The 26,440-nt window shown below is 53.3% G+C and carries 19 protein-coding genes; 5 read left to right on the top strand and 14 right to left on the bottom strand.

Annotation, left to right across the window (positions count from 1 at the left end):
- Nucleotides 1-106: 106 nt before the first annotated feature.
- The 3 genes from AB9R92_RS13560 to AB9R92_RS13550 all read right to left on the bottom strand — a co-directional run bounded on the left by AB9R92_RS13560 (nt 107) and on the right by AB9R92_RS13550 (nt 5,923).
- On the bottom strand, nt 107-4,237 hold the full coding sequence (locus AB9R92_RS13560; protein ID WP_370669952.1) for a tetratricopeptide repeat protein: 4,131 nt from the start codon (nt 4,235-4,237) through the stop codon (nt 107-109).
- Between the two features lie 213 nt (nt 4,238-4,450).
- The gene (locus AB9R92_RS13555) at nt 4,451-5,413 is read right to left on the bottom strand and encodes a N(5)-(carboxyethyl)ornithine synthase (RefSeq protein WP_370670114.1); all 963 of its coding nucleotides are present in this window, start codon (nt 5,411-5,413) and stop codon (nt 4,451-4,453) included.
- A gap of 294 nt (nt 5,414-5,707) precedes the next feature.
- A complete protein-coding gene (locus AB9R92_RS13550) occupies nt 5,708-5,923 on the bottom strand; it encodes a YgaP family membrane protein (protein ID WP_370669951.1) in 216 nt (71 codons plus the stop codon).
- A 446-nt stretch (nt 5,924-6,369) separates the two neighbouring features.
- Between AB9R92_RS13550 and AB9R92_RS13545 the strand changes: the two genes are divergently transcribed.
- Nucleotides 6,370-6,975, top strand: coding sequence for an REP-associated tyrosine transposase (locus tag AB9R92_RS13545; protein WP_370669950.1), 606 nt, complete (start codon nt 6,370-6,372; stop codon nt 6,973-6,975).
- Between the two features lie 198 nt (nt 6,976-7,173).
- Here the strand turns inward: AB9R92_RS13545 and AB9R92_RS13540 are convergent, their stop codons facing one another.
- The 3 genes from AB9R92_RS13540 to AB9R92_RS13530 form a co-directional block, all read right to left on the bottom strand.
- Nucleotides 7,174-7,722 carry a DUF2179 domain-containing protein gene (locus AB9R92_RS13540; protein ID WP_370669949.1) on the bottom strand — a complete coding sequence of 183 codons (549 nt, stop codon included), beginning with the start codon at nt 7,720-7,722 and terminating at the stop codon, nt 7,174-7,176.
- Nucleotides 7,723-7,978: 256 nt separating this feature from the next.
- A complete protein-coding gene (gene nagB, locus AB9R92_RS13535) occupies nt 7,979-8,737 on the bottom strand; it encodes a glucosamine-6-phosphate deaminase (protein ID WP_370669948.1) in 759 nt (252 codons plus the stop codon).
- Nucleotides 8,738-9,159: 422 nt separating this feature from the next.
- Nucleotides 9,160-11,418, bottom strand: a complete 2,259-nt coding sequence (locus AB9R92_RS13530; protein WP_370669947.1) for a S8 family serine peptidase — start codon at nt 11,416-11,418, stop codon at nt 9,160-9,162.
- Between the two features lie 334 nt (nt 11,419-11,752).
- Here AB9R92_RS13530 and AB9R92_RS13525 point away from each other — a divergent pair, with 334 nt between their 5' ends.
- On the top strand, nt 11,753-12,490 hold the full coding sequence (locus tag AB9R92_RS13525; RefSeq protein ID WP_370669946.1) for a GDSL-type esterase/lipase family protein: 738 nt from the start codon (nt 11,753-11,755) through the stop codon (nt 12,488-12,490).
- Between the two features lie 149 nt (nt 12,491-12,639).
- On the opposite strand, the gene AB9R92_RS13520 is transcribed toward AB9R92_RS13525, so the two are convergent.
- The gene (locus AB9R92_RS13520; protein WP_370669945.1) at nt 12,640-13,680 is read right to left on the bottom strand and encodes an SDR family oxidoreductase; all 1,041 of its coding nucleotides are present in this window, start codon (nt 13,678-13,680) and stop codon (nt 12,640-12,642) included.
- Between the two features lie 215 nt (nt 13,681-13,895).
- Between AB9R92_RS13520 and AB9R92_RS13515 the strand changes: the two genes are divergently transcribed.
- The gene (locus AB9R92_RS13515) at nt 13,896-14,720 is read left to right on the top strand and encodes an aldo/keto reductase (protein ID WP_370669944.1); all 825 of its coding nucleotides are present in this window, start codon (nt 13,896-13,898) and stop codon (nt 14,718-14,720) included.
- Nucleotides 14,721-14,886: 166 nt separating this feature from the next.
- Here the strand turns inward: AB9R92_RS13515 and AB9R92_RS13510 are convergent, their stop codons facing one another.
- The 7 genes from AB9R92_RS13510 to AB9R92_RS13480 form a co-directional block, all read right to left on the bottom strand.
- Nucleotides 14,887-15,219: a winged helix-turn-helix transcriptional regulator gene (locus AB9R92_RS13510; RefSeq protein ID WP_101190983.1), complete on the bottom strand. Its 333-nt coding sequence runs from the start codon at nt 15,217-15,219 to the stop codon at nt 14,887-14,889.
- 23 nt (nt 15,220-15,242) lie between these two features.
- Complete coding sequence (locus AB9R92_RS13505; RefSeq protein WP_370669943.1) at nt 15,243-16,088, bottom strand: Cof-type HAD-IIB family hydrolase; 846 nt, start codon at nt 16,086-16,088, stop codon at nt 15,243-15,245.
- 223 nt (nt 16,089-16,311) lie between these two features.
- Nucleotides 16,312-16,866, bottom strand: coding sequence for a 6-phospho-3-hexuloisomerase (hxlB, locus tag AB9R92_RS13500; RefSeq protein ID WP_370669942.1), 555 nt, complete (start codon nt 16,864-16,866; stop codon nt 16,312-16,314).
- 1 nt (nt 16,867) lies between these two features.
- Entirely contained in the window at nt 16,868-17,509 is a 642-nt protein-coding gene (gene hxlA / locus AB9R92_RS13495) for a 3-hexulose-6-phosphate synthase (protein ID WP_370669941.1), read from the bottom strand.
- A gap of 350 nt (nt 17,510-17,859) precedes the next feature.
- A complete protein-coding gene (locus tag AB9R92_RS13490; protein WP_370669940.1) occupies nt 17,860-19,068 on the bottom strand; it encodes a mannitol-1-phosphate 5-dehydrogenase in 1,209 nt (402 codons plus the stop codon).
- 5 nt (nt 19,069-19,073) lie between these two features.
- A complete protein-coding gene (locus tag AB9R92_RS13485) occupies nt 19,074-21,146 on the bottom strand; it encodes a BglG family transcription antiterminator (RefSeq protein ID WP_370669939.1) in 2,073 nt (690 codons plus the stop codon).
- An 817-nt stretch (nt 21,147-21,963) separates the two neighbouring features.
- Nucleotides 21,964-23,889 (bottom strand): PTS mannitol transporter subunit IICBA, encoded by a 1,926-nt coding sequence (locus AB9R92_RS13480; protein ID WP_370669938.1) that lies wholly within the window; start codon nt 23,887-23,889, stop codon nt 21,964-21,966.
- Between the two features lie 423 nt (nt 23,890-24,312).
- On the opposite strand from AB9R92_RS13480, the gene AB9R92_RS13475 reads away from it, so the two are divergent.
- Together AB9R92_RS13475 and ptsP are read left to right on the top strand one after the other, a co-directional pair.
- Entirely contained in the window at nt 24,313-24,582 is a 270-nt protein-coding gene (locus tag AB9R92_RS13475; protein ID WP_370669937.1) for a phosphocarrier protein HPr, read from the top strand.
- The gene (ptsP, locus tag AB9R92_RS13470) at nt 24,579-26,285 is read left to right on the top strand and encodes a phosphoenolpyruvate--protein phosphotransferase (protein ID WP_370669936.1); all 1,707 of its coding nucleotides are present in this window, start codon (nt 24,579-24,581) and stop codon (nt 26,283-26,285) included. Before AB9R92_RS13475 ends, ptsP begins: the two co-directional genes overlap by 4 nt.
- Nucleotides 26,286-26,440 lie beyond the last annotated feature (155 nt).

Raw genomic sequence — 26,440 nt, 5'->3', positions numbered from 1 at the left:
GGAACGCCCCTTTCAGGTATATGGTCCGTGACTTGTAATCCGTGCAGTCTTATTCTACTTCACAATATCATATTCAGAATTATTGCACGAGAGACTTTCTTCCTCTTTATGGACTAGAAAGCTCCACAAGAAATGAAGCGAATAGGTCCTCTTCCACTGCCATCTCCCAAATCGCGGAAGCCTCTTCCGTCTCGAGTAGTTCCTTTAGAATTGCCTTTGCGGCCAGTGGCTGATGCCTTGCCGCTTGCGCGCGCGCCAGCTCATACCGCGCCGCGACGAAATGCGGCATTTCTTCAAGGAGCGGCTGGATCAGCTCTTTCGCCCGCTGCCCGTGCCGTTTCGTCGAATAGCTCGACGCCCTTGCAAGAATCAGCCATTCCGCGTAATGCAGTTCTTCCGGCAAATTGTCTTCCAGTTCCATGCGCATTTCGCATTCCATGGACTCCAAAGCATTCCATTTGCGAATATAAAGGTCCGGATTGAACGGTTCCAGCGCAATGGCGGCATCCAGTTTCTCGAGCGCGCCTGGGATATCTTCTAAGATTTCCAGCGCTTCGCTCCACCAGGCGAGCATTTCCGCATCGAGCGGCGCCGCCTCCCCGTAATCTTTGAAGCGCTGAATGACCGTTTCGTAATGCTTCGGCTTGCCGGTCTCTTCCGCCAATTGCAGTTCGGCAAAAATCAGCATGCGCTGCGCTTCTCCGGGCGCTTTCGTTTTTGCATACGGTGTCAATTCCTCGACCGCTTCTTTCGCCATATCACGGTTCAAATAAAATTGCGCCAATTGGATCGCTGCGTCTTCACTTTCCGGTGCCAGCTTGGCGGCGGTTTCACACAGCGTGATGATGGTGCTGGCGAACATCAAGCGTTTGCTGCGGTGGCGCAGGCGTTTGATGAAACCAGCAGGCGGTTGTTCCTCCAATTGTTCCAGACGGCCCATCATTGCCCCGGCTGCAAGCCCATACGCCGCGGCTTGGGCATCTGCCGGCAGCCATTTCTCTAAATTGCGCTTAAGGAACGGGATCTTTCCGAGCGTTTCCAGTGTCACAACGTATTCGCCGTATAATTCCTCTTCTTGCGGTGTTTCCGAAAGCAAGTCCTTGAGCTTGTCCAGCGCGCGTTTATGTTCGCCGCGGCGATTCAAAAATTGCACATATTGGAAACGCGACGGGAACGCGTTCGGTTCTTCATTCGCCTGAAGGAAAAGCGTCTCCGCCGCCTCGAGTTCGCCTGCTGCTTCATGGACATGTGCCCGTGCGGCATACAACCATTCCGCCGGCACTTGGTCTTCAATCCGGTCGAGCAAACGGTTTAATCTATCGATATCGGCAGGCGTCGCAGCAAATCCTGCCAAATCCGGCAATACGGCGGACAAGGGCTCGGCTGCGATAAAATCCAGCGCCGCGGCAAATGCTTTTTGGGTTTTCCCGCTTTCCCGGTAGCAGCGCACCAACCCGCCAAGTGCCGGCGCATAACCGGCTTCCTGGCCAGCCGCTTGCTCGTAATAGGCAATGGCCTGTGCGATATCGCCGCTCGCCTCTGCCAGCTGCCCTTGTTTGGCGAGTGCCAACGGGAAGTTCCCCGCCGACTGGTACAGATGCTTCGCAAACCGCGGATTGCCGGCCAGTTCATGAAGTTCCGCTTCCAGGCAGAGAATTTGCGGTGCGCCGGTCTTGCGCAGCTTTTTCAATCCAGCGATGACGCGGTGAAGCAGGCTCGGAGCCGCGCCGAACTCGCTATAGCGTTCAGCGAGCATATGCAGATCTTCGCCTTCGGAAAGCGCGAAGCCGTCTTCGATGATCTTCAAGGCTTCACCAGCAGAAGCCACGTCCTCCGCTTGTTCCAGGATCAATTCAGCAGCACGGAGACGATAGCCGGCATCGGCCCGTTCCAGCCCCTGTTTCAAAAACGCCAATGCTTCGTTGTTGCGCTTTTGGCCGTAAAGGGCCTGCGCGATGTGGACAGGCGTGAACAAATCTTCGGGATCCAGCTCATACGCACGCCTGTAAGCCGACTCCGCTTGTTCGAATTGTTGCTGTTCAATCGCGATATGGCCCAGATACGAATGAAGAATGTCCTGGTTCAACTCTTTCTTCAAGCCTTCTTCAATGATTTGCTGCGCTTCTGCCCAGCGCTCCTTCTCCATGAACAGTTCAGCCATGCGCAAATACGCAAAAGGTTGCTCCGAATCCAGGACAAGCGCTTGGCGGTATTGTTCCAGCGCTTCCTCCGTTTTGTCCAGTGCCTGCAGGCAGCGTCCCATTTCATATAGGAAATAGCCATCGTCCGGATGGTTTTGGCTCAATTCCGCAAAGCGGCGGTATGCCTGCTCGACAGCGCCGTATTCATACTGGATGAGGGCGTGCGTAATTTGCGCATACATGTCCTCCGGCAATTGGCCGATTGCGATCTTCGACCATTTATAGGCCTGGAAAATGCGCCCGCCGTCCAAATAACAACGCGCCAGATGGCTATAGGCGAGCGGCTGGTAGTGGTCGAGTTCGATCGACCGTTTCAATAAAGGAATCGCTTGCTCCATTTTTCCTTCATTCATGGAAATGGCCGCTTTTAAAAACAGGGCATACGGGCTTCTGGCATGCGCCGGTTCTCGCAATGCAGCCAGCGCTTTACTGCCTTGATCTTTTTGGAAGTACAGATGCGCTTCCAGTAATTCCAGTTCGGCATCGTGCGCATCAAACTCAGCCCGCAGCCGCTCCAACCACGTTTCATGCCACTCGATGGACTTGCCGGCAAGCGCCATCGTCAATCCGATTACCGCTGCATAGCGCTGCTCTGTATGCTGCTCCAAAAACTCCACGAATTGCGCTTCTTGGAGCGGCTCGACATCGAGAAGTTCATAAATTTCCGTAAAGAAACGGTGGTCCGCCGAGTCCAGAATCTCCAGCAATTCATTACGGGAACCGTCCACAAACGCCATGCTCAGTGAATCGGTCATGCGGAACATTTTCGGCACTTCGTCGTAAGCGACCAAAAACGGCCCCAGATCATTCGGGTCTTGGATGACGAGCGCTTGCAGGCGGTCGTCGTACCCGACCACGACCTGGACGTGGGCGCTGTTTTCAATCATCATGCTGAGCAGCACCGGGACGCCGGCATCGATGAAAGTTTTATAACGTTCGATAGTTCCTTTGAAATAATGCGCAGTAAAACCGAGCGCCTCCATATAGGACATCGTCGTCTGCAATTTCGAACCCGTCACATCAAAGACGTGCGCGGCGATCTCGTCTTGTGTCGCTTTTTGCCCGAATGCTTGCAAAATCAGCGAGAGCGAAGCCGGGACGCAATAATTGAGTTTTTGCACTTCAGGCGTTAAGGACAGCTTGTTATGTGCGCCGTGCGGGTTGATTTCCGCTTTCGTATAAAGGCTGTCTTTCAACTCGCGGGGATGCTTGGCAATCCAATGGCCCAGCTCCTCGAAACGTTCCAGTTCGTACAAGCAATGCGCCGCCAAATGAATGAACATTTGTTTGCGCGAATGAAAAGGATTGGCTTCCAGAACCGCGTCCATTTCGTTCAGGACTTTTTCAAAACGGTTCAGCTGATGAAGCCTGGAAATCTGTTCCGTCCGAAAAGCGTGAACATGCGGAAACTTTGCGGCGCCTTGCACCAATAATTCAAGCGAACGTTCCGGTGCCCCTCGCATCGCCAATAGGTCCGCATACAAAAGATGGATGCTCGTGCTCCAGCGGCTGCCCGTCTCCGGAAGAGCACGCAACAAGATGTTCTCTGCGCCTTCCCAGTCGCCGCTATGGATGGCGAAAAACGCCTGCTGGTCCGGGCGCGCCCCGCCGAGTTCCTCGATGCGCGCCAATTGCTCGGCAGCCTCCGGGATGCGGTTCAACTGGCAATAAACTTTCATCAATAAATGATGCGCATGCATCAATTCTTCGTCCTCATAAGCATCGGCATGGATGCCCTGCAGGCGGGCCAGCATCCTTTCCTCCGCTTCCAGGCTGCGCCCGTTTTCCATAAAACGCACGCAATGCCACGCATAGGACCGCAAGCTTCCGAAACGTTTATAGCTCGCAGTCGCCAGCAAATTGCTGTAGCCGTACAAATCGGATTCATCCGCCATGCGGATCAAGCGGTAAAATTCCTCTTCATCTGGAATGCCGGCCAAAAATTCCTTTGCCGCACGCAGTGATTTCGCCTCCCATAACTCCCCAATGATGCGGACCAAATCATCCGCCGTCTCGATGTGAACAGTCGCCATCATGTCTCTCTATCCCCTTTAGTGTCTTCTATTATGAATGTTGACTTCCTAATTGTTCTTTACAAATCAGAAAACTGTTGAATATCACCTGAAAGATCAATTAACTTATTATATATTGGGAGGTACTGGGTCGCAATGACTATTTCAAGGCAATCGAACATAATAAAATCCGCCCCTGTCAACGCGACAAGAGCGGATGATTCGTTTCTTCTTTAATTAGACAGTCAATCCGCGCGCTTGGCGGAACTCGGTGATGCGCTGGTCTTTAATGACGCCGGCTTCGATGACGACCGCCTGTTGGACCATTTCGGACATATGGCCTTCGAGCAACTCGTCGAGCATCGGCGCAAAGCCGGTGCTGAGCACTTTCGTGATGGTGTGCGGAAACATCGCCGGCGTGTTGTCGACGGCGTAATGGATGATTCCGTCCACGGTGTAGACCGGATTGTCGATCGTCGTCGGCGTCGAGGTCTCGATCTCGAGTTCCGGGTCGCAGCTCACATCGATGATCATCGCGCCTTTTTTCAAGCGCTTGAGGTCTTCGCGGTAAATGATGCGGTCGGTGCGCGTCGTGTCCCACATGACGCAGTTGACGAGCACGTCGTAATCGACCATCTTTTCCTTAAAGAGATTCTCCAGCCGTTTGCCGTAGACATCGACTTCCGCGCCGAGCCCGTGAAGGATGCGCATCGCGCCTTTTGCCGTGTGGCCATTTCCTAGAATCGCAACCCGCGTCTCATACGGCATCTTGCCGCAATGCTGGTACGCCTGCAAGACAGCCGCTTCCCCCGCCACTTCGCGGTTGCGGTAGAAAATATAGCGGCCGCCTTCGAACAACTCTTCCCAAGCGATAACCGTATGCTTGCCCGCGATGGCACCATCCGTGAACTTGATGTCCTGGATAGCATGCGCCCAACCGATCAGAAGTTTGCCGTCTTCGAGCTGGTCCAGGTAATCGGCGTTGCCGAGCTTCACATCGACAATCGCATCGCACTTGAGCACTTCTTCGCGCGGCGCGATTTCGGCGCCTGCCGCACGGTAATCGTCATCCGACAAGCCCAGCACATCGCCATACCCTTCTTCAAAATACAAGCGCTCCGGATGTGCCACCTGTTTCAAATCCTCCGGCAAAATCGCCCGCCGCTTCTCGTTATTCTTGCGGCTAATCACAAATCCCATCGTCTTCAAGATCCATTCCCCCATTTTCTCTCGGCACTGCCGTTAAACTCATATTATCATGAAAACCCTTTCAATGGCGGATTGTTGGTTGTGTCCCTGTGTTGCGTGGTTTTGTTTCTGTCCCTGTGTTGCACCGTTTCTGTCCCTGTGTTGCGCCGTTTCTGTCCCTGTGTTACACACAATTCAGCGCAGGACATCTGCTGTACAGAGGCATTCTATCGCTCACTTGTCCCTGTGTTAGACACAATTTCAAACAAAAAAACCGCCCCCGGCTTTCGCCAGAGACGGTCTCTCTCATTTCAAGAATTTCGAGCCTTCCAGGTTCAATGCATCCGCAACCGGGCAGTAATGCGTAATGCCTTCCCCGACTTTCTGGGCGCCGGTAAACGCAAGTACCAGCTGTGAAGCGGAAGTGCCTTCGCGCGCCATTTTCGCCGTCGAATACGCGAGCAGCGTCAAGCCTCCCGCGATGCGGAACATTGAGTTATACGTGCCGATATTCTGCTTCATGAAACCGCCTCCTCTTGTAATGATCATCAGTATAAAAATTCCCCATATTCGCATATTCAAACAATCCCTTCAGCCGAAAGGTTCTTTCTTGGTTCTGTCCATGTGCGGGGCTGGGTGTGTCCCTGTGTTGCGCACAATTCAGCGGACTAAATCCGCTGTACAGAGGCATTCCGCTGTCCACTTGTCCCTGTGTTACACACAATTCTACCGGAGACATCTTCATACCACGCAAAATTCTATATACTATTTTCTGCGCTTCCCTTATACTAAACGTGATTATATCCTCTATAGAAAGAAGTGATTCTTATAAGCATTCTCCTCATTTCCCCCTACCCGGATGCAGTGCGCCGAAGACGCTTCCCGGCCCTCCTCTTACTTCCCCCTCTACCAGATCGTGCTGATCACCACCCATTTGGCGGCGCCGCCCGATCGGACGGTGGCCGCATATGACGAGAAGACGCGAGTTCAATCCCGATTCCTATTATCACGTCGTCATAGGCGGCAACAACCGGCAGGCTATATTCAGCACCAAAGAAGACATGCGGGAATTGATGCGCGCATTTCTGCATGTCCACGCGCGGTACCCATTCACGATTCTCGCTTGGTGCTTCATGTCCAACCACTACCATATTTTAATTAAACCGAAGCAAGATTCACTCAGCAAAATCATGAGCTTGGTGAATCGCCGCTATAGCCATTCTTACAGCAAGCGTTACGGGCATCTCGGGCGTATTTACCAAAAGCGATTTTTCGCCAAGGAAGTCGCTTCGCCGCACAGCTTATTGGTCGTCAGCAGCTACATCCACCGCAACCCCATCCAAACCTCCATCCCCATGGTCAAGCGCCTGGTGCATTATCCGTACAGTTCTTTCCCGCTCTATTGGCACGAGGATCTCCCAGCCCCGCCGTTTTTAGACCGCACCATCCTCCCCGCCCTGATGCCGGAGCCTCATGAACAAACCATTGCCGCTTATTGCCAGTATTGCTTGAAATACAGGCAGAACGTAGAAGAAGACAAACACGTCGAAGAAATGGCTCCGCCGGAAATGTAGTTTTGGGTTTCTGCAGTTTTTTGATCTTTGCCGCGTCCCCTTCTTCAACACAATCAAAGCCGCACTTAACCGTAAGACGGTTGGGTGCGGCTTTTTTAGTAGTGAATTGTGCCTGACACAGGGACAGGAACACCACAAAACCCCTCTGCGACAAGCATCTGCTTCCGTGAATTGTGTGCAACACAGGGACACATTCATTCAGTCACTCACCGTAATCGTCCGCTTCTTCAACGCGCGGATCCAGAAACCGCCGTAGATCGTTTTCGCGTCATAGGCGACGATGAAAGCAGAGGGGTCCAGCTCTTTGACGATCCGGTAAAGGTCCGGTTCTTGCTTTTTCGGCATGAGGATTTGCAGCGAGCTGCGTTTGCCTTCATAGCCATTCGTTTCCCAATCCGTTACGCCATATCCTTTATCGCGCAATTGAATAGCCAGCCGGCCGCTATTGTCCTGCGAAATGACATTCGCCGTTACATAGCCAAGGCTTAACTTGTCTTCGATTTTCGATCCGACGATGATGCCTGCTGCAAAGCCGAGCGCGTACGCCAGCAAGTTCTGCACATTCGCCAAATTATCCAACACCAGCCCGAGGCCGAGAATATTGATGATGACTTCAAGAATCGACAATCCCGCTGCTGAATATTGATAGCCTTTCACCATCAAAATCATGCGGATTGTCGACAAAGTGACAAAACTTAAACTGATGCTGAAAATGATCAGCACCAATAACAAAGGATGGATATCCATTCCTGACTCTCTCCTTCCAACTTGTAAAATATCGACAGTTTTTTTAAGCTTATTGTCGTTTTCCCGGAGCACATCACATTAAACGCTCTCTGCCCTTTTTGCTTCGATGGGCATAAGTGGCTGCAGCTCTTTGAATGGAATGAATATCCCTTATTACGAATTTCACACAAAAAAGCCTGGGAGCAGCAGCCACCCAGGCTTTCTTATATAAGTCAAATTGTGTCTGACACAGGGGCGCACGCGAAGCGAAATGCTTCTATACGTGGAATTCCGTCCCTTGAATTGTGTGCAACACAGGGACACAAGCTGCTTCATCGGCGATGATCGTGGCGTTTGGATGCAACCTTAACACGGAAGCAGGAAATCCCTCTTCGATCCCCCCCTCGACCAAGCGGCTCAACGCCTCGCTTTTTTTAGCACCCGAGACGAGCAAGAGAATTTCTTCGCTTCCCATGATGGTCGCTATCCCCATGGTGATCGCCCGTCTCGGCACCGAATCCAAACTCCCAAAAAATTTCGCGTTCGCGCTTCTCGTCTCCACAGTCAGATCCACAACATGCGTCGTTGACTCGAACGGGGTGCCGGGCTCGTTAAAACCGATATGCCCATTGCCGCCCAACCCAAGAATCTGCAATTCCACCTTGCCGCTGTCTTGAATAAGCTTTTCGTACGCCTCAGCTTCCGCAAATGCATCCTCTGCATCGCCTTTTGGAAGATGCGTATTCTTTTTATCGATATCGATATAGTCGAATAAAAAGCTATCCATATAGTGTCTGTAGCTCTGGGAATCCTGTCCGGACAATCCAATGTACTCGTCGAGATTGAATGTCTGGACGTGTTGATAGGAAGTGCCGTTCCTCACATGATCGGAAATCAGTTCCCTATACAGTCCTTTTGGAGTGTCGCCTGTCGGCATACCTAATTTGATTTTGGGGTTTTGGTGAAGTTTCTCGATGACATAATCGGCTGCGATTCGGCTCATTTCATTATAGTCTGCGACTTTGATTAACTTCATGCTGGATTTTCGTTCCTTTCATAAGTAAATGTCCCTCTGCAAGAGCACTGCATCTACTCCAAAATCCACTCCACCCAAGACTGCTCATAAGGTCCCGAACATTCTTTCCGTTAAAATAAGCATACATTTTTTGATAATTTTACGCTAATTATCAGCGCCATAACGATAAATTATTATTAAAATTGTGAACGTTTTTGTGTCATTCACACTTGCACTTTCCTTCTTTAAAACGCCAGAAAAAATTTATCACTCTACATGCCCGTTGTTCTATGTATCCAAAAATAAAACGCCGCATCCCCCAGCTTTTCGGCAGTGGTGATGCGGCGTAAATTGTGTCTAACACAGGGACATCCGAGCGGAAAAATCCCTATATATCAAGAATCCTGCCCCGCAAATTGTGTCTGACACAGGGACACTATCAGCTACCGAAGCATCCTTTTCACATCATCCGACACTGCGCCGGTGCCCCCGAAGATCGAGAAGCCGCCATACACCGGCAGCTGCTGTTCGGTCGCTTTCGGGATTCGGTCCGGGCGCACGAGCAAAATCGGTGCGTCGTTTTTCGCGGCGAAGACAGAGCCCGTCAACGCGTCCGGGAAGTCCAGTCCGGTAGCGATAAAGGCGCGGCTATCGCCGAGCGGAAGCCGTGTCGCGACTTCGGAACCGGTGTCGTAGCGCGATTTCCCGCCGAAACGTTCAGGGTCCGGCAGCTGCGCGAACACTTCTTCACTGACGGCGCCGGTGCTGCCGATGACGTAGCTCGACGTGTAGCGTTCAAGCGCGGAAACGGTCTCTTTTGGCAAGGAGCCGCTGCGCGTCAGCAAAATCGGAATGCCCTTTTTCGCGGCATACGGGGATACAGATAACGCATCCGGGAAATTCAACCCGCTTGCGACGACCGCTCGATCCGAGTCCAATTTCTCTGCAATCAACGCCGCGGTGTCATAGCGCGACTTGCCGCCGATGCGTTCGGTAGCAAGATCCATGTCTTCGAGTTCCGCTTCCACCGCTCCGGAAATCGCGATGCTCCCTCCGAGGATGATCGCCTTGTCGGCGCCCAGCCGCTCGATTTCCTTGCGCGTTCCGGCATGAAGTTCACCTGTACGCGTCAATAAAATCGGCGCATCTTCCAAGTAGGCGAGCGGCCCGCCAGCCAATGCGTCCGGGAAATCGCCTGCGGTGGCGAGGACCACTGTGTCAGCCGTTTCCCAGCCGCTTTGTGAAATCGCAATCGCCGTTTGATAGCGGCTAGTGCCGGATATGCGTTCCGGGAGTTCTTCCGGCGCCGTTTCTTCCACGGCAATCTTCAGCTTTTCGCTTTCATTGCCATAGCGGTCACGTACCGTTATCGTCAACACGCCACCTGCTATTTGCTTCGGAATCGCCACGCTGAACTTGCCCGCGCCTGTATAGTCTTCTAAGCGCGCGATTTCGCCGTCTTCATTCTCGACAGTAATCACGGCGTCTTCCACAGCCTGATTCAAAATGCCGGTAATTTCCACTGAGCTATCGTAAACATCGCTGACAACGGGCTGTTCGATATCGAAAATCATCAACGCCGCTTCCGCATCGACCCGCCCGTGGCCGAAATACGGGTCTTTTCCGGCTGCGCCGAGGTCGACCGAGGTATCGTACAACCGCTGGGCGATTTCTTCATTCGTCAAATCCGGCTCGTTCGCTTTCACGAGCGCCGCAACCCCTGCCACGACCGGGCTTGCCATCGAAGTTCCGCTCATCGAAGCGAAGCTGCCCCCGGCGATCGTCGACCAAATGCCGGTGCCGGGCGCCGTGATGTCCTGATCGGCTCCGTAATTCGAGAACCCTGAAAACTGGTCGGCGCGGTCTGTCGATCCGACCGCCATGACGTTTTCGTAGCCCGATGGATAATGCGTGTCGTCCGTGTAATCATTGCCGGAAGACGCGATCACCAACACCCCGCGTTCATGCGCATAGTCAATCGCCGCTTGATACGGCTCGCTCTTGTAGTAATTCCCGAGGCTCATATTGATAACGTCCGCCCCCGCATCCGCCGCATAATAAATGCCTTCGATGACATCGGACGAATACGCGAGCTCGCCTTCGAACACGTCGATCGCGAGCAACCCAGCGTCCGGTGCGACACCCGTGCCGAGCGTTCGGTTGTTGTAGGAAGCGCCGATGATACCCGCCACATGCGTGCCATGGTCGTCTTCGCTCATGCTGGTCGCGGTCGCATAGGAACTGACCACTCGGCCTTTCAAGTCCGGATGGTCCAAATCAAAGCCGTTATCGAGTACGGCGACCAATACGTCCGCCGTGCCCCTCGTTCTCTCCCAAGCGCGTTCCGAGCCGATCATTTCATGATGATACTGGAATGAATAATACGGATCGTTCGGCACCGCCGTCGTCTTGAGCAAATGGTCCGCCTCGACATGCGCCACGCCCGGCGACGTGCCTAGTTCTTCTATGTAGTCGTCCACGCTTTGCCCTTTTGGCACCTCGACCGTCACGACTTCATTGGCCGAGTTGATGTTCAGTGCATCGATGTTTTCTCCTGTCAGCGCCTGGCTAGTCGCCCCCGCCTCCAATTCAACGATAACGCGGTCGGTCTCTACAGTGTCTTCCGCCGATACTGCCCCTGTAATCTGCAAAACCGCCGCCCCCGTCAGCACAGTGATTCCGAATTTCTTAGCTGTATTCACATTGTTGGCCCCTTCCATCTGTTCTCCGTGGCTGGTAAATTCCCGCTTATTGTAACATCTCTTTTTTCCAATTAATAGTAATCCACTTTCTAGTTTGGGAATAATTTCTACAAAAACGCATAATCACTAGAACAATGAATCTCTCCCCCATCCAAAAAAAACCGTAGCGCCTCGCCTTTTCGGCAGTGGAGATACGGCATAAATTGTGTGTGACACAGGGACACCATCAAACCGTGACAATCGACTCAAACGAATCCAGCTCATAAATTATAGATAGAATATTCGGACTATTAGTTTTATACTATACCTGAATGAAACAGAAAGGGAGGGTTCTATGAAAAAGCTCATCAAAACCATTGTCATCGTGTTGCTTGCCAGCCTACTCCTGTCTCCTGGCGCTTTCGCCAAGAGCGACAACGCCAAAGAATCGCTCGTCGCTGTCGGCGATTCGATTCCGTTCGGCTTGAATCTCGGCCAGACCAACAAGAATCCCGCGAAGACCAGCTATCCTTATTTAATCGGCAAGCTGGCCGATTTCCGGGTGCGCAACCTCGGCGTGTCCGGCTGGCAATCGGACCAATTGCTCGAAGCATTGCAGAACGACCAGAAATACCGGCAAGCCATCATCCATTCGGATTACGTCGCCGTGACGATCGGCAATAACGATTTGCTCGCCATCTTGCGCGAAGCCGCAGCCGAAAGCGGCGGCAATCAAGCCCTGTTCCAGCAGCTTCTTCAGCTGAAACTCAGCCAAAGTGATGTCTTCTCGAACATCCAGCAAATCATCACGGAAATCCGCTCGCTCACCGATTCACCGATCGTGCTCTATAATGTCTACAATCCATTCCAGCTGACCGACCCGCTCCACTATGTCGCCGATTCCGTCCTGCCGCAGATCAATTCGGCATTCGCCGGCCTCGCCTACTCCAATGAAAACGTCTATCTCGCGGACGCTGACACGGCTTTCGGGAACAATCAAGCAGTATACGTCCTGCCGGGAGACATCCACCCAACCAACGCCGGACAAGCGAAACTCGCTGAAATCGGCTTGCAGGCACTCGGGCTGTACTAAGCAAATGAAACCGAAAAAGCTGCCTTCCTTGAGATCAGGGAAGGCAGCTTTTTTGCGTCGAATTGTGTGGCACACAGGGACGGCTGCACAGCGAATTCCTGGTGTGAAGCGAATCGCCGCCTCCAAATTGTGTCTAACACAGGGACATCTCACCGTTTCACAAACGTTTTCCATAGAACAGAACCCGCACCGGCAATCGCCGCACTCGCAAGAAGCGGATGCTTCTGGGCGACAAGCGACCAACTGTTTTTCCGCAGCCAGCCTTTGTTCGACCCGCGTTCCGCTAATCCATATCCCGGCCGGTACAACGCGCTGTCTTTCGGCAAGCGAGACGGCCGCTCCAATTGCTGTGTGCGGTACAGCGTCGCTTCCATCAAGCGGTCGGTCATGCGCGGCGCGGCGCTTCCGGCGAGCGACAGCAATTTCGCCTGACCGCCGACATAGACATCGCGTTTTCTATGCGCCGCCGCGAACAGCACTGCATCAGCGACGACGCGCGGGTCATACATCATGCCGATATGTCCCGGCTGCTTGTCGAGATAGCTCCGGGCGTGTTCGTTATACGGCGTATCGATGCGGCCCGAATGGATGAGCGTCACCGACACCGGCAATTTCTGCTTCTCGAGTTCCATTCGCAAGCTTTCCGTCCAGCCGTGCACCGCGAACTTGCTCGCGGCGTAGGAAGACTGTAGCACGACGCCCCGGTCGCCGAAACCCGACCCGATGTTGATGATCGATCCGGCATCTCCCCGCTCCGCGTAATGGTTTGCCGCTGTGCGCGACCCGTAAACGACGCTCCAGTAATTTGTGTCGAACTGCTTTTTCATATCGTCCACCGGTATTTCCAAAGCATTCCCGAAAATCATGATGCTGGCGTTATTGACCCAGGTATCGAAGCCGCCGAATGAACGGATGGCCGCCTCAGCAATCCTTGCGATACCTTCTTCCCGGCCAACATCCGCCTGCACCGAAACGGCAACTCGGCCGCGAGCGTTCAGTTCTTCCGCCAAAGCCTCGAGCGCTTCTTGATTGCGCGCCGCCAAGACGACTTTTGCGCCGCGTTCCGCAGCCAGGCGAGCCGTTGCAAGCCCGATGCCGCTCGTCGCACCGACAATCACCACTACTTGATCCTCCAGCTTTTTCAAGCTTAACTTCCGGCCTTTTCCGTGCTTTTGCTGATCGTTCTTCATCCAAGCCGCCTCCCCGAGTTTTTCTTGTCTTTGTCTTTTCCCCGATCCGCACGGCGTTAAGCCGGAATAAATTCCAGTTCAGTTCGCTTTACTATAAAAGCTATTTTCATTCGCTTAAATTGTGTTTGACACAGGAATCCAAAAAAAGCTTATCCCCGCCCACTTCAGGGTATTCTATAGATTGTTGTAATCTAACCACAAAGGAGAAATGTCCCGTGAATCATGTAACGCTAAATAATAAACTCGAAATGCCCCAACTAGGCTTCGGCGTCTGGCAAGTCGACAACGGCCAAGCAGCCGATGCCGTAACGACCGCGCTGAACACCGGCTATACATCCATCGATACGGCGATGATCTATAAAAACGAGGAAGGCGTCGGGAAAGCACTGAAAGAAACGACAATCCCGCGCGAAGATTTGTTCATCACCACCAAAGTCTGGAACGCCGACCAAGGCTATGACAGCACCTTGCGCGCCTTCGACGAAAGCCTCGAGCGCCTCGGCCTCGATTATGTGGACCTCTACCTCATCCACTGGCCGACACCTGAATTCGACAACTACGTCGAGACGTATAAAGCGATGGAAAAACTATACAAAGACGGACGCGTCAAAGCGATCGGCGTCTGCAACTTCGAAATCGAGCATTTGCAGCGCTTGTTGGACGAATGCGACGTGCCGCCCGTGCTGAATCAAATCGAATGCCATCCGTATTTGGCGCAAAATGAATTAAAAGAATTCTGCGCACAGCATAATATCTTCGTCGAAGCATGGAGCCCGCTCGACCAAGGCGGCGAAGTGCTGCAGGACGAAGTGATCCAAAAAATCGCCGAAGCGCACAAGAAATCCCCAGCCCAAATCGTCTTGCGCTGGCACCTGCAAAACAACACGATCGTCATTCCGAAATCCGTCACGCCATCCCGCATCGAAGAAAATTTCAAGGTTTTCGATTTCGAATTAAGCGAAGAGGACATGAACCAAATCAACGGGCTGGATAAAAACCGCCGCAAAGGCGCCCACCCGAACGAAATGAACGTCCGCTAAAATTCCATACAAAAAAGCCCGCTCCTCCCCTGGAACGGGCTTTTTTCTGTTTGAATTGTGCGGAACACAGGGGCGCAAACAGTTCCCCGACACCAAAAAACCGCATCCCAGCGCCTTTTCGGCTGCCGGGATGCGGTTTGAATTGTGTCTGACACAGGGACACCAACTACAAATTCCGCTCCATATACCCTTTGCCCCAATCGTACATCGAATCCAAGATCGGCATGAGGCTCTCGCCTTGTTCGGTCAGCGAATACTCCACTTTCGGCGGCACGACCGGATACACTTCGCGGTGGACGATCAAGTGATCTTCCAGTTCACGCAGCTGGTTGACCAGCATGCGCTGGGTGATGCCGGGCATGAGTTTTTTCAACTCGCCGAAGCGCTTCGTGCCGGATTTCCCTAAATGCCACAACACGAGCATCTTCCACTTTCCGCCGATGATGGAAAGGGTCAATTCTTTTTCGCAGTTAAATGTCTTCTCTCCCAAATTGGGCATTTGCGTCCCCTCCATCTTTATCTTTATCTACCGGAATCCGTCCCTCGCTGTCCCGAATCGACAGCGGCTGCCCTTGGTTCCAAAATGAATTTATTGAGCACATGCAAGACGCCTTCTTCGTTGTTCGACAAGCTCGTGTAGTCGGCGAGCTCTTTTAATTCGATGACAGCGTTGCCCATGGCGATGCCGAAGCCGGCTGCTTTGACGAGGTCCGCATCGTTGTGGTTGTCGCCGATGCCGATCACTTCCGAAGAATCAATGCCGAGCTGTTCAGCCAAGAAGTTCAAGGCACTGCCTTTATTCGCTTCCGGATGCGTCACTTCGAGGTAGCGCAGTTTGGATTTCTCGATGCACGCTTCGTCGCCGAGTACCGCCTTTAATTCTGCCTGCACCGGCGCAAGGGCTTCCGGTTCGTCGATAAACAGCAGTTTCATGAAGCCATTTTCCGCGAGCTTGAGAAGGTCCGGCTCGATTTTATAGCCAACGCCGACTTCTTTGGAATAAGCCCTGACCTGCTCGTTATCGACTGCGCTGTAGAGCACATCGTCCTGATAGACTTGGATGTGCATTTGGTTCTCGGCTGCGATGCGGATGCACGTTTGCGCGATGTCGAACGAGACGATGCGTTCACGCAGCACTTCCCCGCTCGTCGCCGATTTGATCATCGCCCCTTGGTACGTGATCATCGGGGCGTCGAGTCCGAGTTCCAAGGCGATCCGCTGTGCGGACGGATACATGCGCCCCGTCGCGATCGTCACGACCACGCCGAGTTCCATCGACTGCCGAATCGCCGCCATCGTATCCGTCGTCACCTTCAACTCATCCGTCAGCAAGGTTCCATCTAAATCAATTGCGATCATTTTATACATACACTTGCTCCTTCACATCATGCTGTTTTTTTGGCGGGCCAGCCATTGCGATTAAGCTCCGCAACCAGCCACTCGCCATTCATTCCAATCAAACCTGCCCTGTCACCGCAGTTGTCCATGCCACCAATTTTGCACCTCTGTGGGCGAGTTGTCCAATAGGTAAGCTTGGCATGAAAAATAAGCTTGAGACGGAATCGCTTCCAGCCTCAAGCTTATTTCTGTGCTATTCCAAATTGGCGTGCGTGCCGAACATCGCATCGGCCGTGATGTGTTGCTGCTCCATAAACGCCAAGACGAGCGCATCGTATACCACCAATAGCGATTGCTCGAACAACGAGCCCATCGGTTGGATGGATTTGCCGCTCGCCCCGTCCGCTTTCGCTTGCGCCGGGATGGTGATGTGGAGATCCGCAAGCCTGCCGATCGACGACGCCGGATTGGTCGTCACCGCCGCAACTGTTGCACCGATCGCTTTCGCTTTTTCGGTCATCGCAAGCAAGCTGCCCGTTTCACCGGAACCCGATCCGACGATGAACAAATCCTTTTCCTGCAAACTCGGCGTCACCGTTTCGCCGACCACATAAGCGTTCAAGCCCATGTGCACCATACGCATGACGAACGCTTTCGCCATGAAGCCGGAGCGGCCGCCGCCTGCGACAAAAATCTTATCGGCTTGCGCCATCGCGGTCACCAAACGGGCAGCTTCCGCGTCACTCACTTGCCCGACCGTGTGCGACAGTTCGGCAGTTATTTCATTCATGAATCCGGAAACGTTCACGTTAAACCGTCACGCTTTCGTTCATAAGCGCCTTGATTTTCGCCGCTTCAGCCTTTTTGTCGTCTTTGCCTGTGATGCCGCCCCCGACAATGATCAAATCCGGCTGCGCTTCGATGACTTCCGGCAAAGTTTCCAGTTTGATGCCGCCAGCAATCGCGGTTTTCGCATTTTTCACGACGCTTTTGATCGTGCGCAAGTCTGCGAATGAATCTTTTCCTTCTGCCTGCAAATCATAGCCCGTGTGGACGCAAATATAATCCGCCCCCAGCATGTCGAGTTCAGCGGCACGAGTTTCGATGTCTTTCACGGCGATCATGTCGACGAGGATCTTCTTGCCCAGTTTTTTCGCTTCTTCGACTGCGCCTTTGATCGACGAATCTTCCGCTTGCGCGAGAATCGTCACGATGTCCGCTCCAGCAGCCGCGGCATTGCCGACTTCATAAGCCGCCGCGTCCATGATTTTCACATCCGCCAAGACTTCCAAGTGCGGAAACGCCGCTTTCACTTCGCGCACGGCTTTCAACCCTTCTTGGTTAATGACCGGTGTGCCGAGTTCGACGATATCGATCGACCCCTCGACTTCCTTGATCAATTCGATCGCTTGCGGAATATCTACTAAATCCAATGCTAGTTGTAATTTCATCTATGTGCAGCTCCTCATATGCGTATTTTGATGCCCTCCAAGTGTAAGTCCCCGCATACATCTTGGGAAGTACGCACTTTAATCTCACATACAGACAAAAAGTATACCGTCGACGTGTGGAATTGTGTGCAACACAGGGACAAAAGGACAGTCAAATGCCGCAGCGACGGGAAAACGGAGCGTTGAATTGTGTGCAACACAGGGACAAGCCCGCCACCGCGTTTTTTCGCCGAAATTGTGTGCAACACAGGGGCGCATACAATTCCCCCGCACGCAAAAACCGCATCCCGGCGCCATTTCGGCCACCGGGATGCGGTTGAAATTGTGCGGAACACAGGGACAGCTAGCTACTACTTCTTCTTCATTGCCTCATACTGACGCACGACTTCCTGCGCCAGCTCGCTATCGGCTGCGAGCCCGCTGACTTCTGTCAATACGCGCTCCGGCCCGCCTTGTGCGATCATCTCCTGGATTTTCACCGCTTCTTCGTCTTCCGCGTAATCGAACAACAACGCCGCGGCGATCGCTTTGGCGAGATGCGCATACGCCAGTCCCGCTTTTTGCGCTTGCACGGCCGGGCGCACGAGGCGGTCTTCCGGGCCCAGTTTGCGGATCGGCGCGCGGCCGACGCGCGTGACGCCGTCGTTCAAATAGGCGTTTTTGAAGCGCTCGATGTTTTTGTCGATATAGGCCAGGTGCTCCTGTTCGTCCAAGCCGTATTGCTTCACGAGGTACGCGCCGGTCTCTTTCAGGGTTTCCCGGACTTCGCGTTCGATTTCCGGGTCGGCCAAGGTTTCGTCGATCGTCGTTTTGCCGGCGAGATAGCCGTGATACGCGATGACGGCGTGGCCCGTATTGACCGTGAACAGCTTGCGCTCGATGAACGGCGCCAAGTCATCGACGATCGTCATGCCGGAAACCGGCGGTATGTCTTCGGTCGTCTCGACGATCCACTCGTAATACGGCTCGACCAAGACGTCGAGTGAATGGCCTTCCTGGATCGGCACGATGCGGTCGACCGCCGAATTAAAGAAATACACCTTGCCCGCGAGATCCGCTTTCGCTTCGTCGCTCAAATGGCTCAAAATGTGGCCTTTCAAAATATCGGTCGCGCCAATCTGGTTTTCACAGGCAATGATGTATAATTTTTCCGAACCCGCGCTCATGTCCGTCGCCACGTCCAACTCCGACATCGGCTCTAAATCCGCTCCCGTCGCAAAATTTCCCTTCACGCGCGCTTCAATTCCGCGCGCAATCAACGGCGCGATGCGCGGCAAGATGTTCGGCCCGATCGCCGTCGTCAAATACGTCGCTTGCTGGATCTTCGCGATGACCGCGTCTTCATCTTTCATATTGTTGATGCCCGACACATTGTCCACCAAGACACTTTCGTCCGTCTCCTGCGCCATGTTCACGCGGTACCGGCCCTGTTCGTTCAACCCGTCGATGATCTGTTCCGCCACATCGACAAAACTGACGTGATAGCCGGATTCCGAGAACAAGGCCCCGATAAACCCTCTGCCGATATTGCCTGCCCCAAAATGGATCGTTTGTTTCATTCCAATCATTCCTTCATCAAATTATTTTGTAAGTATTCGTAAAACAACTCTTCCAATTTGCCGCGGATGACGCCTTCATTCGACGACGAGAAAATCATCATCGCGGCTTCGCTTTCGATCAGGCTCGAACTAATCAAGCTCATGATTTCCTGTTCACGCTCGCTCAATTCCACTGGCGTCAGCATCAACAACACATTCGTCATGTGCACGTCGCGTCCGTCCATCCCTTTGACCGCACTCGGCGTATCCAAATGCACCACCTGGAACAGCAAATGACCTACCGATTCGTCTCGGCAATGAAACAGCGCCATATTGGTCCCCGGAATCCCGAGGCCGCCTTTCGTCTCGCGGTCTTTCAGTTGCCGCAAGGTGCTCTTTGCATCCAGCAAGCCGTCCGCCGCCATTCCGCCCAACACCTCTTCGAGCACCTGCCAATAATCTGCGCCGTGCTTGTTCACCACCCGGAAATGGTCGAGTATCGCTTCCATCCCCGTCTGCACTTGCTTGATGTCCACCAGCAACTTCCGGACATCCCGCCGCTCTTTTCGGTTGGGCCTCGTGACGTCTTCTGCCGTCAAATACTGCTTGTTGCGCGTCACTTGCTGGATATTGTGCTGCAAGTAATTCTCGATATGGCTGATGTCCTGTTCGTTCAACAGCGGGCTCACCATCAAATAATCCACATCGGTCACCGGCAGGCGGATCGTCGAAATGACCAGGTCGTAGTCCTTTAAATTCGCCGACTGGAAATCGTGGACCGCCAAGATCTTCACCGAATCGATTTCCGGCAGCTCTTTTTGGATGCGGCTCGCGAGCATTTTCGACGTGCCGATGCCGGTCGGGCACACGACGACCGCTTCGAGCTGCACGCGTTCTTCATTCATCAATAACGCCGAGCCGAAATGAAGCACAATAAACGCCACTTCGTCCGCCGAAAACTCCAGGTCGTCGAATTCGGTCTCTAAAGTCTGCTTGACCGCGAGAAACAGCACCGGGTACTTCTTCTTGATTTCCTCGGTCAGCGGATTGAACGATTCGAGCTTTTGCTTGAGCCGGAAAATGAGCGGCTCCATATGCGCAAGCAAGCCTTGGTACAAGGAAAAATCCTTCGTCAAATCGACGCCGAGCTGCGCGGACACGTCGCGGATCATGTTCTTGACGAGTTTCCCGAGCAGCACGCTGTCGTAATACAGCACATTCGACGCCTGGATTTTCGAGCCCTTCAAGACGACCGCAAGAAACGCGACATCGCGCTCCGTCAACGCCACGCCAAGCCGCGCGTGCAACTCATCGCAAATCGCTTTGATCATGCCGTACTCCGCGTTACGCTCCCGTTCTTCTGGCGCATCCAGCAGCAAGCCGCTTTCGGTCCGCTGCAGCGCCAAGGCGAGATGCACGACGAGGCCTGTGTAATCGCTGTCGGCCAAGCGGATCTGTTCCTCGCTGATGTGTTCGCCGACGAGTTCGTTCGCCGAAGCAAGATACGCCGGGTTGAAATAGCCGAGCACTTTTTCGCCCTCGGTCTTGCCTTGCTGCAAATAATACAGGCTTTCAATAAGCTCTTCGTAGAAATGAATCAAGAAATACGCCGCCAGCGCGTGGCGTTTATGCGCTTCCTCACCTGCGATTTCCACCCCGACGCCGCGCTGCCTGGACAAGGTAACCGAGAACTTGCGCAGCCAATTGCCGAGCTCATCCAAATACGAAGTGAGCGTCGTCGTGCTGATGCCGAGCTGATTCGACAGCACCTGCTTTTTAAAAAACGCCCCTTCTTCCATTAAAATGATGAGCAAGCGCAGCTTTTTCTCCTCCGGCGTCGCTTCCGGCGCGCTTGATGCCGCAAGCTGCTGCATCAGGCGGTAGATTTTCTCGTTATTGCCGTCAATAAAGAGCGCATCCGCCGCATTGCGTTTCATCGTGAGCCCAAACTGCTCCAATAGCTTGTCCACCGACTTCAAATCCCGCTGAATCGTCCGTGCGCTGACGTCGAGATACGTCGCCAAGGAATTCACCGTATGCTTTGCCGACATCCTGGTCACCAGCTCAATGATCGACTTTTCCCTAACCGTGACAAACATCCACTCACCTACTCCTTTGTCACTTTTCGTTAATAAAGAATATACAAGTTTTTCAATAACAGCATTTCACTACTGAAGATATTCCGCAAAACCACTACGAAACCCTTGCTCTCACATTTACTGCGTAAATGCGTCGCAAATGAATTAGCTCAGCTTACCCATCGCTAATTCATTTCCTGCGGGCGAGCGCCAAGCCTCCTCAGTCGCTTCGCGCCTTGCGGGGTCTCGGCTGTCTCGTCGCTTAAAAGAGCGCTGCTCCCTTGGGAGTCTCCGTGGTTTTGCTCCATATCTAGGGTTATACGCTATTTCAATAAGGATTATTACTAGCAGGTTCACTAGCTTTTGATATTACCTACTTACTCAATATAATTACAGAAGCTTAACAATTTCTTTATCTATCCTATATATAGTTTCTCACTACTCCACATATTCCGCAAAACAGCTGGCTTTCATTTTTTGTCTCAATAAAGTTAGAAACACTTACCCAGTATTCAAACTAAATTTAAAGAGCGGAAGGCGGCGACTAATGAATAAGCGAAAGGCGCTTGAGCTTGTTCATTTGCGACGCATCTGCACTGCAGATGTGGGAGCAGCAGCGGTTTAAACTGTTTCATTAGTAAACTGGAAGCGGCTGAGTGCGCGACGTCCTGTCGCACCAGCTGAATGACCCGCCTCCTGCGGGCCTAAAGCGTCCGCCTGGAGCGATTTCCCCACTAACTCGTACTATATCTATTTTTCCACCAAAATATCCCGATATGAATAAACCAAAGAAATAGCACAAAAAGGCAGGATTCCCCCTGCCTTTTCGTGGTGTCGCTTATTTGCTGTTCAAGATGTCGAGCAGTTCTTTCGGAGATTTCGCGGCGACGAGTTCGTCGACGTTCGATTGCTCGGCGCAGATGACCGCGATGCCGGACAAAATCTCCAAATGCGTGCCGTCTTTGCCGGCGATGGCGAAAATCAATTTCGCTTTCTCTCCGTCAAAATCCACGCCGTCCGGTACTTGGACGACCGTGAAGCCGGATCTCAAGACCGCTTTTTTCGCTTCTTCGGTGCCGTGCGGAATCGCGACATCGTTGCCCATATAGGTCGTCGTGATTTCTTCGCGCTTGATCATTTCATCGACATACGACGGCTCGACGTATCCTGCTTTCACAAGAGCGTCTCCGGCAAAGCGGATCGCTTCTTCTTTTGTGCGGAAGCGTTGATTGATGAAAATATTGTCTTCCGTGAGCAAAGGAGCGTCCGCTTCTTCGCCGGTCGCCGCGTTCGCTTCGCTGTCGTCGACCAGTTCGCTTTGTTCTTCTGTCACGCCGTGTTTCATGCGCTCGATCAAATGGTCGTATTCCGGGCTCGACAGGAAGTTGTCGACCGAGATGTGGTATGCATCCGGGCGCTTGTCTCTTGCACGCGGCGTCAATTTGTCCTGTGTGATGATGATTTGCGAATCGGCCGGGATGGATGAAATCGCACTGTTCGTGACTTTGATGTCCATGCCTGCTTCTTTCACTTTCTTGCTGAGGAGCGAGGCGCCCATCGCGCTCGACCCCATCCCCGCGTCGCACGCAAAGACGATCTTGTGGACATCTTCCGGGAACGTGCCCGCCGCTCCAGCGCTCGCGCCCAGTGCGCCGGCAACCGAGCTTTTCTTGCCTTTCATTTCTTCCATGCGTCTCGTTGCAGCTGCGACGTCCTCGTCCGTTTCGGTGTCTTTGCTGCGCTTCAACACGACCGCTGAAATCAAGAACGACACCGTCGCCGCGACCAAAATCGCCGTAAAGTTCGCGACATACGCCATGCCTTCAGGCGGAGTGACCGCGGTGATGGCGAAGATACTGCCCGGTGAAGCCGGCGCTACCAAGCCGCCGCCCATCAAGACGAGAGTGAAGACCCCGCTCATGCCGCCGAGGATGACGGACAAGAGAAGCATCGGTTTCATTAACACGTACGGGAAATAAATCTCGTGGATCCCGCCAAAGAACTGGATGATGATCGCACCCGGTGCCGATTGCTTCGCGATGCCTTTTCCGAAGAACATGAACGCAAGCAAGACGCCAAGGCCAGGCCCTGGGTTCGCTTCGAGCAAGAACAGAACCGAACGGCCCGCTTGCTGCACTTGTTCAAGCCCAAGCGGCGTCAGGATGCCGTGGTTGATCGCGTTATTGAGGAACAAAATTTTCCCCGGCTCGATCAAGATGCTGGTGAGCGGAAGCAATCCCGTCTCGAGCAGCCAGTCGACGCCTGCAACCAATACTTGCGTCAACGCGCTGACGGCCGGCCCGATGCCGAGGAAAGCGAGCAACGCAAGTGCGCCGCCGATGATCCCGGCCGAGAAGTTATTGACGAGCATCTCAAAACCGGAACGGATCTTACCTTCAATCAACCGGTCAAACTGCTTGATGACCCAGGCACTGAGCGGCCCCATGATCATCGCGCCGAGAAACATCGGCGTATCGGGCGCCCCGACGATGACCCCCATCGTGGCGATTGCGCCCATAACGCCGCCTCGCTGGTCGTGGACGAGCTTACCGCCCGTATACCCGATCAACAACGGAAGCAAATACGTAATCATCGGGCCAACAAGCGACGCAAATTGTTCATTCGGGAAAAAACCTGTCGGAATAAATAATGCCGTGATGAGCCCCCAGGCAATAAACGCGCCGATGTTCGGCATGACCATCGAACTGAGGAAGTTCCCGAACTTCTGGACTTTCACTTTAACGCTTGAACGTTCTTCTGCCATTCCTTTCATCCTCCTTTTAAGAGCGCTGCAAGTATCGAAACTTTCTACTTAGCTAGCGCCCCTCTTTTGTTTGTTAATTCAGATTATACGCCCATTGTGTAAGCGCATTCAATCTAATGAAAAATCAACTTTGTCGCCGCTGTCCGGACAAGGCTGTCTTTGCCGTGAATTGTGCCTGACACAGGGGCGCTCGGACACCAAAACCCCGCTGCGCCGCGAATCCTCTCCGCCGAATTGTGTCTGACACAGGGACCAGGCACTCCATCCACACAGGGACACAACCACCCCTGTCGCGCCTCTCCGGACAACACTATGTTTTCTGTTTTTTCCAGCCACAAGGCCCTGCTATGCATTTTCTGCGGATAATGTCATAATGGAGGGTGAATTCGCTTACAACCCAATCACCCCCAAGGAGGAATTTTCATGGTAGAAAAAACATTCACAATCACAGACCCAGCAGGCATGCATGCACGCCCAGCTTCAGCACTCGTAGGCTCTCTTACAAAATTCCAATCCGACATCACAATGGAATTCAAGGACAAGAAAGTTAACTTGAAATCGATCCTCGGTGTTATGTCACTCGGCGTTCCTTCCGGGTCGCAAGTCCAGATCGCGGCAGACGGCGCGGACGAAGCGGAAGCGATGGAGACAATCGAGCGCGTACTCAAAGAACAAGGGATCTCGAACCAATGAATCGCCTCTCCGGAATCGCAGCCTCTAACGGCATCGCCATCGCCAAGGCCTTCCGCCTGGAACATCCGGACCTGACAGTCGATAAGAAAAACGTGGCGGACACACAGGCGGAAATCGAACGCTTCCAGCAAGCGGTCAACGAATCGATCGCCGAACTGGAAGTCATTAAAAAACGCACCGCCGAAGAAATCAGCGACAAGGAAGCGGCCATTTTCGGCGCCCACTTGCTCGTGTTGGAAGACCCGGAACTGATCGGGCCGATCACCGACAAAATCAACACCGACAGCGTCAACGCAGAATTCGCGCTTCACGAAACCTCGACGATGTTCGTCGACATGTTCGAAGCGATGGACAATGAATACATGAAAGAACGCGCCGCCGATGTGCGCGATGTCACGAAACGCGTGCTCGCCCATCTGTTAGGCGTAAAGATCCAAAACCCAAGCATGATCACCGATGAAGTCGTCGTCATCGCAGAAGACTTGACCCCATCCGACACGGTGCAATTAAACCCGAAATACATCAAAGGTTTCATCACCGATATCGGCGGGCGCACGTCGCATTCCGCGATCCTCGCGCGCACATTGGAAATCCCGGCAGTCGTCGGCGCGAAAACAGCGATGAGTTCCATTGATAACGGCACGATCGTCATCATCGACGGCCTGGAAGGCGAAGTCCTTCTCGACCCGGACGAGGCGACACTTGCCGAATACAAAGAAAAGCAAACCGCGTATGCGGGACAAAAAGCCGAATGGGCCAAGCTGAAAAACGAAGCGACCGTCACGAAAGACGGCGTCGCAGTCGAACTCGGCGCCAATATCGGCACGCCGAAAGATTTAGTCGGCGTCTTGGATAACGGCGGCGAAGCGATCGGCTTGTACCGGACGGAATTCCTGTACATGGGCCGCGACGAGTTCCCGACCGAACAAGAACAGACCGACGCCTATGCGGAAGTCTTGCAAGGCATGGACGGCAAACCGACCGTCGTCCGCACGCTCGACATCGGCGGCGACAAGGAACTGTCGTACTTGAAACTGCCGAAAGAACTCAACCCGTTCCTCGGCCTCCGTGCGATCCGCCTATGCCTCGAGATGCCGGACATGTTCCGCACGCAGCTGCGCGCATTGCTCCGTGCGAGTGTCCACGGGAACCTCAAGATCATGTTCCCGATGATTGCGACGCTCGATGAGTTCCGCGAAGCGAAAGCTCTTCTTATGGAGGAAAAAGCGAAACTCGAAGCGGAAGGCATCCCGGTCAGCGACCAAATCGAAGTCGGCATCATGGTCGAGATTCCCTCGACTGCCGTCATGGCCGACACGTTCGCAAAAGAAGTCGACTTCTTCTCCATCGGCACGAACGATCTGATCCAATACACGATGGCCGCCGACCGGATGAACGAATCCGTGTCGTATCTCTACCAGCCGTACAACCCAGCTATCCTGCGCCTCGTTAAGACCGTCATCGACGCGTCCCACAAAGAAGGCAAATGGACCGGCATGTGCGGCGAAATGGCCGGCGACGAAATCGCCATCCCAATTCTCCTCGGCCTCGGCCTGGACGAATTCTCGATGAGCGCCTCGTCGATCCTGAAAGCCCGCTCCCAGCTAAGCCGCCTCTCCAAAGCGGACATGGAAGGGCATATCGACCACATCCTCGGCCTCTCGACTTCCCAGGAAGTTGAAGACTACGTCAAAAACCTATAATGCAAAAAAAAACCGTGAACTCAATTGAGTTCACGGTTTTTTTTGACGATTGAATTGTGTGGAACACAGGGACACTCAAGCACCACAATCCCGCTGTGACGCGAATCTTCACGCGGGAATTGTGTCTAACACAGGGGCGCCAACAACACAGGGAC

Origin of the sequence: Planococcus sp. SSTMD024 (assembly GCF_041320495.1) — a bacterium.
Taxonomy (GTDB): domain Bacteria; phylum Bacillota; class Bacilli; order Bacillales_A; family Planococcaceae; genus Planococcus.
The sequence above is the reverse complement of the archived record's forward strand: the minus strand, read 5'-3'. Positions and strand labels throughout refer to the sequence as shown.